This window comes from Kitasatospora sp. NPDC001660, from assembly GCF_053596725.1.
Window position 1 is genome coordinate 1 of record NZ_JBSFGU010000094.1, and the last position, 10,912, is coordinate 10,912.

The following is a 10,912-nucleotide window of genomic DNA, read 5'->3' on the forward strand; positions in this document are numbered from 1 at the left end:
GTCGGCGTACGCGCACCAGGACGTGCCGTTCGAGCACCTGGTGGAGGTGCTGAACCCGTCCCGGTCGCTGTCGCACCACCCGCTGTTCCAGACCGTCCTGGCCGTGCAGAACGCGCCGATGGGCCGGTTCTCGCTGCCCGGCCTGGACGTCGCCACCTACGCGGTGGCCACCGGAACCGCCAAGTTCGACCTGGGTGTGAGCCTCGTCGAGCAGTTCGGTCCGGACGGCAGCCCGGCCGGGATCGTCGGCGCGGTGGAGTACGCCACCGACCTGTTCGACCGCTCGACGGTCGCCGCCCTCACCAGACGCTGGACGCTCCTCCTCGAGGCGGTCGCCGCCGACCCGGAGCAGCCGATCGGGCGGATCGAGCTCCTCGACGCCGACGAGCGGCACCGGCTGCTGGAGCGGGGCAACGCGACCGCCCGCGAGGTGGCGACCGTCCCGGTCCCGCAGGCGTTCGCGGTGCAGGTGGCGGCGACGCCGGAGGCGGTCGCGCTGGTGTGCGGTGACGTCGAGTTGACGTACCGCGAGCTGAACGCCCGGGCGAACCGGTTCGCGCATGCGTTGATCGCCAGGGGCGTGGGTCCGGAGCAGGTCGTGGCGGTGGCGTTGCCGCGGTCGGTGGAGTCGGTGGTGGCCGTCCTGGGTGTGCTGAAGGCCGGGGCCGCGTACCTGCCGGTGGATCCGGCGTACCCGCAGGCGCGGATCGCGTTCATGCTGGAGGACGCTTGTCCGTCGGTGGTGGTCGATGATCGGGCGCTGGTGGCCGAGGGGGACTGGCCGGAGACCGACCCGGGCGTCGTGCTCGACGTCCGGCATCCGGCCTACGTGATCTACACCTCGGGCTCGACCGGCCGCCCCAAGGGCGTCGTGGTCGGCCACGGCGGTGTGGCGAGTCTGGTCGCCGGACAGATCGAGCGCTTCGCGATCGAACCCGACAGCCGGGTGCTCCAGTTCGCCTCGCCCAGCTTCGACGCCTCGGTGTCGGAGATCTGCACCGCGCTGCTGCGCGGCGCGGCCCTGGTGCTGCCTCCCGCGGCCGAGCCGCTCGCCGCGCTGACCGACCCGGGCCTCGAGGTCACCCACGTGACCGTGCCCCCGTCCGTCCTGGCCGCCGTGCCGGAAGGCTCGGTGAAGGTGTCGACGCTGGTGGTGGCGGGCGAGGCCTGCCCGCCGGAGCTGGTGGAGCGCTGGGCGCCGGGCCGGCGGATGATCAACGCGTACGGCCCGACCGAGACGACGGTGTGCGCGACGATGAGCGACCCGTTGTCCCCGGGAGCGGGCGTGCCGCCGATCGGCCGTCCGATCGCCAACGCCCGGGTGTACGTGCTGGACGGGCAACTGCGGCCGGTGCCGCCGGGCGTGGCGGGGGAGCTGTACGTCGCGGGTGCGGGTCTCGCTCGCGGGTACCTGAACCGGCCGGGCCTGACGGCCGGACGGTTCGTCGCCTGCCCGTTCGGCACCGGTGAGCGCATGTACCGCACCGGCGACCTGGTGCGCTGGCTGGGCGACGGCCAGCTGGAATACGTCGGCCGCGCCGACGACCAGGTGAAGGTCCGCGGCTTCCGGGTCGAGCCCGGCGAGGTCGAGGCGGCGTTGGCCGAGCACCCCGCCGTCGCCCGGGCCGCCGTCCTCGCCCAGGACGACCGGCTCGTCGGATACGTCGTCCCGCGCCAGGACGCGGCCCGGGACAGCGGCCTGGAAGCGGACCACGTGGGCGAGTGGCAGGACATCTACGACGCCCTGCCCATCGCCCCCGAGGAAGCCGCCTTCGGACAGAACTTCGTCGGCTGGAACAGCAGTTACGACGCGAGCCCGATCCCCGTCGATCAGATGCGGGAGTGGCGGGACGCCACCGTGGCCCGCATCCTGGCCCTGCGCCCCCGCCGGGTGCTGGAGGTCGGCGTCGGCACCGGCCTGCTGCTCTCGCAGATCGCACCGCACTGCGAGACGTACTGGGCAACCGACTTCTCCGCCACCGCGATCGACGCGCTGACCGCGCAGGTGGCCCGGCGGGAGGACCTGGCCGAGCGCGTCGTGCTGCAGACCCGCCCGGCGCACGACACCGACGGGCTGCCGGCCGGGCAGTTCGACACCATCGTGATCAACTCGGTGGTGCAGTACTTCCCGTCCGCCGACTACCTCGCGGACGTGATCGGGAAGCTGATGCGGCTGCTCGCCCCCGGTGGTGCGCTCTTCGTCGGCGACGTCCGCAACCTGCGGCTGCTGCGCCCGCTGGCCACCGCCGTCCAGCTGCACCGCGCCGGTGACGGCGGTGACCTCGCGGCGGTGCGCCGCGCCGTGGAGCAGGCGGTCAGGGTGGAGAAGGAGCTCCTGGTCGACCCGGACTTCTTCACCGTCCTGCGGGAGACCGGCACGGACATCGGCGCGGTGGCCGTGGAGGTCAAGAGCGGCCGTCAGCACAACGAACTGACGCGTTACCGCTACGACGTGACGCTGCACAAGGCACCGGTCGCTCCGGCGGCCCCGAGCCGGTCCGTCGAGCTGGAGTGGGGTCGGCAGCTCGCCGGGCTGGACGAGCTGCGCGAGCTGCTCGCCCGTCCGCGCGCGGACGTGCTGCGGATCACCGGGGTGCCGAACCGCCGCGTGGTGCGCGAGTCCGCCCTGGCCCGGGCGGTGCAGAACGGGGACGGGTCGCTCGCCGAGCTGCTGGAGCGGCTGCACGCCCCGGAGGAGGGCGACCTCCCCGACCCGGACGACTTCCAGGCCCTCGGGCGGGAGCTCGACCGCTGGGTGGGCGTCACCTGGTCGGTCACCGCGGCCGACGCCCTGGACGTCGTCTTCGCCGACCCGTCGGCGCACCACGGCTCCCCGGTCGAGCCGTACCGGCCGGCCAGGGCCACCGGCAGGGCGCTGTCGTCGCTGACCAACCGCCCGACCGGCAGCCGGGGCACCGGCGCCCTCATCGGCGAACTGCGCGACTGGCTGCGCGGGCGCCTGCCCGACTACCTGATCCCGTCGGCGTTCGTGGCGCTGGAGGCGCTGCCGCTGACGGCCAGCGGCAAGCTCGACCGCCGCGCGCTGCCCGCCCCCGACCTCGGCCCGGCCGGCGGGCGGGCGCCGCGCACCCCGCAGGAACAGCTCCTCGCCGAGCTGTTCGCCGAGGTGCTCGGGCTGGCGCAGGTCGGAGTGGAGGACAGCTTCTTCGACCTGGGCGGGCACTCGCTGCTGGCGACCCGCCTCGCCTCCCGGGTCCGGGCGACCCTCGGCGCGGAGCTGGAAGTCCGGACGCTGTTCGAGACACCGACCGTGGCCGGGCTGGCGGCTCGCCTCGACGGCGCCGTAACGGCGCGGCCCGCGCTGACCGCCCAGCCGCGGCCCGAACAGGTGCAGCTGTCCTTCGCCCAGCGCCGCCTGTGGTTCCTGCACCGGATGGACGGGCCGAGCGCCACCTACAACATGCCGTTCGCGCTGAGCCTGACCGGCGGTCTCGACCGGTCGGCCCTGCACGCCGCGCTCGCGGACGTGGTCGCCCGGCACGAGAGCCTGCGGACGGTCTTCCGCGAGACGGACGGTGTGCCGTACCAGGTCGTGCTGAGCGCATCGCAGGCGCACCCGGCGCTGCCGGTGGTCGAGCTCGACGAGAGCCGGCTGGCCGAGCGCCTGGCGGATGCGGCCCGGCGCGGCTTCGACCTGGCCGCGGAGCCGCCGGTGCGCGCGGAGCTGTACGCGCTCGCGCCCGAACGGCACGTGCTGCTGGTCGTGGTGCACCACATCGCCGCCGACGGCTGGTCGATGGGCCCGCTCTCCGGTGACCTGGCTGCTGCCTACGCGGCGCGCTGCCGGGGCGAGGAGCCGCAGTGGTCCCCGCTGCCGGTGCAGTACGCCGACTACACCCGCTGGCAACGCGACCTGCTCGGCGACGCCGCCGACCCGGACAGCCTGTTCGCCCGGCAACTGGCCTACTGGAAGCACGAGCTGGCCGGGCTGCCGCAGCAGGTGCAGCTGCCCGCCGACCGGCCCCGGCCGCCGGTGGCCTCCCACCTGGGCGGCCGGGTGGTGGTCCGGCTGGACGCCGAACTGCACCGGGCGCTGCGGGACCTGGCCGGCGCGCGCGGCGCCAGCATGTTCATGGTGCTCCAGGCCGGCCTCGCCGCGCTGCTGACCCGGCTCGGCGCCGGCACGGACATCCCGATCGGCAGCCCGATCGCCGGCCGCACCGACCAGGCGCTGGACGATCTCGTCGGCTTCTTCGTCAACACCCTGGTGCTGCGCACCGACACGAGCGGCGACCCCGGTTTCGCCGAACTGCTCGGCCGGGTGCGGCAGAAGGCGCTCGCCGCGTACGACCACCAGGACGTGCCGTTCGAGTACCTGGTCGAGGTGGTCAACCCGGTGCGGTCACTGGCACACCACCCGCTGTTCCAGATCATGCTGGCCCTGCAGAACGCGCCGCTCGGCGAGTTCGCGCTGCCCGGGCTGGAGACCGGCCACCTGGAGGCGTCGACCGGAACCTCGCGGGTCGACCTGACGTTCAGCCTGGCCGAGCAGTTCCGCTCGGACGGTGGCCTCGACGGCCTGGTCGGCGCGGTGGAGTACGCCACCGACCTGTTCGACGCGCCCACCGTGGAGCTGCTGTTCGAGCGCTGGGCGCGGCTGCTGCGTGCGGCAGTCGCCGACCCCGACCGGCCGATCAGCCGGATCGACGTCCTGTCCGGCGAGGAACGCCGGCGGCTGCTGTCCGAGTCCAACGGCGCCGCGGTCGAACTGCCCGAGGCCGCAGTGCCGGAGCTGTTCGCCCGCCAGGTGCGGGCCACCCCGGACGCGGTCGCGGTCGTGGCGGGCGGCACCGAGCTGACCTACCGGGAGCTCGACCTGCGGGCCAACCGCCTGGCGAGGGCGCTGATCCGCCAGGGCGTGCGGCCGGAGACGCCGGTCGCGGTCATGCTGGACCGCTCGGCGGAGCTGGTCGTGGCGATCCTGGCGATCATCACGGCGGGTGGCGCCTACGTGCCGCTCGACTCGCGCTTCCCCTCGTCCCGGATCGAGCTGATCCTGCGGGAGACCGGGGCCGCGCTGGTGCTCACCGAGGACGTGGTGACCGCGCTGATCCAGGCCGAGCCCGACTCGTCCGGCGTGGACGTCCCGTGTGACCAGCGGCAGTTGGCGTACATCATGTACACCTCCGGCTCGACCGGCCGGCCGAAGGGCGTGGCCGTCACCCACCGCGACGTGGTGGGCCTCGCGCTCACCCCCGAATGGCACGGCGGCGGACACGAGCGGGTGCTCATGCACTCCCCGACCGCCTTCGACCTCTCGACGTACGAGCTGTGGGTGCCGCTGCTCAGCGGCGGCCGGATCGTGGTCGCACCGCCCGAGCGGCTCGACCTCGACCTGCTCCAGCACACGGTCACCGCGCACGGGGTGACCGGACTGTGGCTGACGGCCGGCCTGTTCCGCCTGGTCGCCGAGGAACGGCCGGGCCTGCTCGCCGGGGTGCGCGAGGTGTGGACCGGCGGCGACGTGGTCTCCCCGGCCGCCGTCGCCCGGGTGCTGGCAGCCTGCCCCGGCATCGAGGTGGTCAACGGCTACGGGCCCACCGAGGCCACGACCCTGGCCACCTGCCACCCGGTGCGCACCCTCCCCGAGCACGCCGCGACCGTGCCGATCGGCGGGCCGATGGCGAACATGCGCGCCTACGTGCTCGACGACCACCTGCGGCCGGTGCCGGCGGGCCTGGTCGGCGAGCTCTACCTCGCAGGGACGGGCGTGGCCCGGGGCTACCTCGGCCGGCCCGCCCTGACGGCGGAGCGCTTCACCGCGGACCCGTACGGGCCGCCCGGGAGCCGGATGTACCGCACCGGCGACCTGGCGTGGTGGCCGGCATGGGGGTCCCCCCGGCCGGAGGCCGGGGGAGGCACGCTGGAGTTCGCCGGACGCGCCGACCACCAGGTCAAGCTGCGTGGTCTGCGGATCGAGCCCGGCGAGATCGAGGCGGTCCTCGCCGGCTGCCCGGGCGTCGTCCAGGCTGCCGTCGTCGCCCGCGAGGACCAGCCCGGCGACAAGCGGCTCGTCGCCTACGTGGTGCCCGCCCCCGAGGGCGCGCCCGAAGTGGGCGCGCTGTCCGAGCGGCTGCGCCGCGAACTGCCCGAGTACATGGTGCCCTCGGCGTTCGTCACCGTGGAAGCACTGCCGTTGACCGCCAACGGCAAGCTGGACCGGGCCGCCCTGCCCGCCCCCGAGTACGGGACACCGGGCGAGGGACGCGGCCCCCGGACGCCGCAGGAGCAGCTGCTGTGCGGCCTGTTCGCCGAGGTCCTCGGCCGGGACCAGGTGCGCATCGACGACAGCTTCTTCGACCTGGGCGGGCACTCGCTGCTGGCCGCCCGCCTGGCCTCCCGCGTCCGCGAGACCCTCGGCGTGGAACTGGGCCTGCGCATGCTGTTCGAGGCGCCGACCGTGGCCGGGCTCACGGAGCGCCTGGTCATGAACGACCCCGACGACGCGTTGGACGTGCTGCTGCCGCTGCGTTCGACCGGGACCGGTACACCGCTGTTCTGCATCCACCCCGGCGGGGGCATCAGCTGGTCGTACAGCGGGCTGCTGAACCACGTCGGCCCGGAGCACCCGGTCTACGCGATCCAGGCGCGCGGCCTCGGCCGGCCCGAACCCCTGCCGACGTCCTTCGAGGAGATGGCGGCCGACTACGCCGACCAGATCCAGAAGATCCAGCCGGAGGGCCCGTACCTGCTGCTCGGCTGGTCCGCCGGCGGGCTGATCGCCCACGCGGTCGCCTGCGAGCTGCAGTCGCGCGGCGGACGGACCGCAATGCTGGCGATCCTCGACGCCTACCCGGTGAAGGACGTGCTGTTCGAGGAGGTGCCCGTGCCCACCGAGCGGGACGTGCTCGTCGGCGTGCTCGACGTCGACCCGGAGGAGCTGGGCGAGCGGGCGCTGACCTACGGCGAGGTCGCGGAGGTCCTGAACCGGCGGGGCAGCGCGCTGGCGGGCCTGACGGAGCGGCAGATCGAGGTCATCGTCCAGATCATGATCAACAACGCGAAGCTGGCGGTCGACTTCGTCCCCGGCACCTTCGACGGAGACCTGCTGCTCTTCAACTCCACGATCGACCGGGCCGAGGACAACGCCGGGCCCGGAACCTGGCGCCCCTACATCGCCGGGCGGATCGAATCCCACGAGATCACCACCCGGCACGACCGGATGACCCAAGCCGGCTCGCTGGCCCAGATCGGACCGATCCTGGCCGCCAAGCTCGCCGAGGCCACCGGTGACACCACCCTTTCCCACCAGGAGGACTGACCCATGACCAACCCCTTCGACGACCAGGACGGCACCTTCCTCGTGCTCGTCAACGACGAGAACCAGCACTCGCTCTGGCCGCAGTTCGCCGACGTTCCCGAGGGCTGGACCGTCGTCCACGGCCCCGACACCCACGCCGCCTGCCTGGAGCACGTCGAGCAGGCCTGGACCGACATGCGGCCCAAGAGCCTCGCCGACGCCATGGACGCCCAGCGGTAGCACGGCCGACGTGACCTCCACCGACACCCTGGACGAGGCCCGCGACAGCGCGGGCCTCGCCCGGCCCGACGACCTCGCCGCGGCGCTGCGGACGCCCGAGGCCGGTCGGGACCCGTACCCGCTCTACGCCCGCATGCGGCGCGAGAGCCCGGTCCACCGCAGCGCCCAGGGCATCTGGCACCTCACCCGGTACGCCGACGTCGAGGCGGCGCTGAGCGATCTGCGGCTGTCCAACGACCGGGACCGGATGACCCGCGCCTACGGCACGCTCGGCGGCGACCTGAAGGCCTTCAGCCGGCTCACCGACCGGCTCAACCGGGTGATGACCAACACCGACCCGCCGGACCACGCCCGGCTGCGCAAGCTCGCCAACCGGGCGTTCACCGCCCGGCGGGTCGAAGCCCTGCGCGACGGCATCCAGCGGATCGTCGACCGGCTCGTCGACGAGGCGGTCGCGGCCGGCCCGACCATGGACCTGATCGAGGCCGTCGCCTCCCCGCTGCCGCTGTCCGTCGTCTGCGAGCTCTTCGGCATCCCGCCCGAGGACCGCCCGCAGGTCAAGACCTGGTTCCGCCGCTTCGGCCGGCTCAGCGAGGACATCGACAAGTCCGAGGCGGCGATCGAGCAGTACGAGGAGTACCTCGCCCGGCTCGTCCGCCGGCGCCGGTCCGACCCGGGCGACGACCTGATCAGCGCCCTGGTCGCGACGCAGGCGCAGGACGACCGGCTCACCGACTCCGAGCTGCTGTCCACCTGCTTCGTCCTGATCACCGCGGGCGACGAGACCACCACCCACCTGGTCGGCAACGGCACGCTCGCCCTGCTGCGCCACCCCGACCAGTTGGCCCGACTGCGGGAGGAGCCAGCGCTGATCCGCACCGCAGTCGAGGAACTGGCCCGCTACGACACACCGACCCAGGCGATCGTCCGGGTCGTCGCGGAGGACCTGGAGATCGGCGGTCGGACGCTGCGGGAGGGCGAGCTGGTGTACCTGTTCCTCGCCGCGGCCAACCGCGACCCCGAGCGCTTCGCGGACCCCGACCGGCTCGACCTGACCCGCCCCGGCAACCGGCACCTGAGCTTCGGCAACGGCCCGCACTTCTGCCTCGGTGGGCCGCTCGCCAAGCTCCAGGCGGAGGTGGCGATCGGCACGCTGGTCCGCCGCCTCCCGCAGCTGCGGCTGGCCGACGAGGCCGCCGACGGCGCGGCCCTCGCATGGCGGCCCAACCCGCTGCAACGGCGCCTGAGCGCCCTCCCGCTCACCTACTGACACATGAACGACGACGAAGGAGAACTGACCATGGCCCGAGAGTTCGAGGTCCGCCGGGAGCAGGACCTGCCCGCCACACCCGAGCAGGTCTGGGACGCGGTCGCCACCGGCGCCGGCAACCTCGGCTGGCTCTACCCGATGGAGGTGGAGCCGCGCGTCGGCGGAAAGGTCACCCGGGGGGACGCCACCGTCGTGGCGTGGGAGCCGCCGCACCACTTCGCGGTCCGGGCGACCCAGGACGGCGGGTTCTCCAACACGCTCACCTACCGGATCGAGTCGGTCGACGGTGGCACGAGCCACCTGCGCATGGGAATCCACTGGGTGCACACGGGCGTCGTCGACGACACCTGGGCCTGGGACAACAAGTCGGACGCGGCCGAGAAGCACGTCGACTTCTACCAGCACGGCCTCGCCGAGTACCTGCGGCACTTCGCCGGCCGCCCCGCCGTCTACGTCAGGGCCCAGCGCCCCGAAACCACCGCCGACCCGGCCGACTTCGCCGTCCTTCGCCGACGCCTCGGCCTCTCCGACGACGCGGCCGTCGGCGACCGGCTCCCACTCCTCGTCCCCGGCCCGGACGGCGGCCCGGAGGATGTGGTGGTGGACTGGATCGGCACCGATTTCATCGGCCTGCGCGGCCCCGACGCGCTGTACCGGTTCTTCAACGGCAGCTCCTGGAACTGGCCGATCTGGCTGGGCCACCACCTGTTCGCCGAGGACGCGGACGAGGAGCAGGCCACCAAGGCGTGGAACGCCTGGCTCAACGACAACGCGTAGAACCGGGACGTCTGATGGAAAGACTGCTCTACGCCGCCGAACTCGTCGAGGAGGACGGCACCTTCACGCTCGTGATCCAGGACGTGAGGCGGGGCACCGTCCAGACCACCCCGGTCCCCAGAACCATGGTCGACAAGCTTCCGACCTTCCTCTCGACGCTCAGCGCCAAGCTCAACCTCACACCGTCGCGCGGCCGTTGGTGAACCTCCCGCGACCCCACGAGGCCGGCGCCGTCCGGCACGGCAGTTCCCGGACGGCACCGGCCTCGTGTCGAGTGTTGCGGCACGCCTCAGAAGCGGGGCCGGCTCTCCGGCGGCGCACTGAGCTCAAAGTCCCGCGTTGACGGTGACGTTGACGATGGCACCGCTGCCCACGTTCCACTTGTCGAGGATCTTCTGGTACGTGCCGTTGCCGATCAGCTGGTCGAGCGCTCGGGACAGCACGGCGGACAGTTCCTTGCGGTCCCGGCCGACCACGATTCCGTAGGGGACCGACTCCCGGTAGGTGCCCACCAGTTGGAACATGCCCCTGCGGTTCGGCGCGGTGGTGTTGTAGGAGGCGGCGGGGTAGTCGTTGAGGTCGGCGGCGGCGGTTCCGGAGGAGACCTCGGCCACGGCCTGCTCGTCGGTGTCCACGGAGTCGATCCGGAGCGGTTTGCCGGTTCTGGCGCAGGCGGCGGACTGGGCCTTGGCGACCTTGATCTGGACCGAGTTGGTCTGCACGGCGATGGTGCGTCCGCACAGGCTGTCCAGGGTGGACAGGCCCAGCGGGTTGCCCGCCTTGACCAGGATCGAGGTGCCGGTGAGGAAGTAGTCGACGAAGTCCACGCCGGGGTTGGTGACGTGGCCGGTGGCGTCCTTGCCCTGCTGGCGGTCGCTGGAGTCGATGACGGCCGACATCGCCAGATCGAGCTTCCCGGACTGGACGGCCGGGATGAGGTCGTTGAAGGGCATGTCGAGGAACCTGACGCGCAGGCCGAGGTAGGAGCCGAGGGCTGTGGCGAGGTCCGGGTCGAGGCCGATGGGTGACCCGCCGGCGTCCTTGTACTCGACCGGGACGTAGTTGAGGTAGGAGCCGATGCGCAGTTCGCCGGCGGCGCGGATCGACTGCGGCAGCCGGGCCCGCAGGGCGGAGGCCGAGTCGGGCGGAGGTGGGGCGGAGGCGCAGCTGGTTGCCAGCAGGCCGCAGAGGCCCGTGGTGGCCAGTGCTGCTCGGCCGGCGGGGAGTCGGGGCATGGAGGTGAGTCCTGGGTGCGGGAGGGGCGGGCGGGTGGAGATGCCGCGCTTGTTGCGGCCGGTGACCATCAGTATGTCGGACAGCCCGGCGGCGGCGGCCTCCTCGACGACGTACTGGATCGCCGGCTT

The 10,912-nt window shown here is 73.1% G+C and carries 6 protein-coding genes; 5 read left to right on the forward strand and 1 reads right to left on the reverse strand.

Going from position 1 to position 10,912, the window contains the following annotated elements; genetic code table 11:
* From ACWCXH_RS38855 to ACWCXH_RS38875, 5 genes are all read left to right on the forward strand, one after another.
* Nucleotides 1-7,282 (forward strand): amino acid adenylation domain-containing protein (locus tag ACWCXH_RS38855; protein ID WP_449806236.1); only part of this gene is annotated, 7,282 nt, incomplete at its 5' end.
* A 3-nt stretch (nt 7,283-7,285) separates the two neighbouring features.
* Nucleotides 7,286-7,501: an MbtH family protein gene (locus ACWCXH_RS38860; protein ID WP_449806237.1), complete on the forward strand. Its 216-nt coding sequence runs from the start codon at nt 7,286-7,288 to the stop codon at nt 7,499-7,501.
* A 10-nt stretch (nt 7,502-7,511) separates the two neighbouring features.
* A complete protein-coding gene (locus ACWCXH_RS38865) occupies nt 7,512-8,771 on the forward strand; it encodes a cytochrome P450 family protein (RefSeq protein WP_449806238.1) in 1,260 nt (419 codons plus the stop codon).
* 30 nt (nt 8,772-8,801) lie between these two features.
* On the forward strand, nt 8,802-9,548 hold the full coding sequence (locus ACWCXH_RS38870; RefSeq protein WP_449806239.1) for an SRPBCC domain-containing protein: 747 nt from the start codon (nt 8,802-8,804) through the stop codon (nt 9,546-9,548).
* Between the two features lie 14 nt (nt 9,549-9,562).
* Nucleotides 9,563-9,751, forward strand: a complete 189-nt coding sequence (locus tag ACWCXH_RS38875) for a hypothetical protein (RefSeq protein WP_449806240.1) — start codon at nt 9,563-9,565, stop codon at nt 9,749-9,751.
* Between the two features lie 123 nt (nt 9,752-9,874).
* On the opposite strand, the gene ACWCXH_RS38880 is transcribed toward ACWCXH_RS38875, so the two are convergent.
* A partial coding sequence (locus ACWCXH_RS38880; protein ID WP_449806241.1) for a transporter substrate-binding domain-containing protein occupies nt 9,875-10,912 on the reverse strand: 1,038 nt, incomplete at its 5' end.

Coding starts and splice junctions, on each gene's coding strand:
- ACWCXH_RS38860 (WP_449806237.1), top strand. CDS start 7,286: ATGACCAACCCCTTCGACGACCAGGACGGCACCTTCCTCGTGCTCGTC.
- ACWCXH_RS38870 (WP_449806239.1), top strand. CDS start 8,802: ATGGCCCGAGAGTTCGAGGTCCGCCGGGAGCAGGACCTGCCCGCCACA.
- ACWCXH_RS38875 (WP_449806240.1), top strand. CDS start 9,563: ATGGAAAGACTGCTCTACGCCGCCGAACTCGTCGAGGAGGACGGCACC.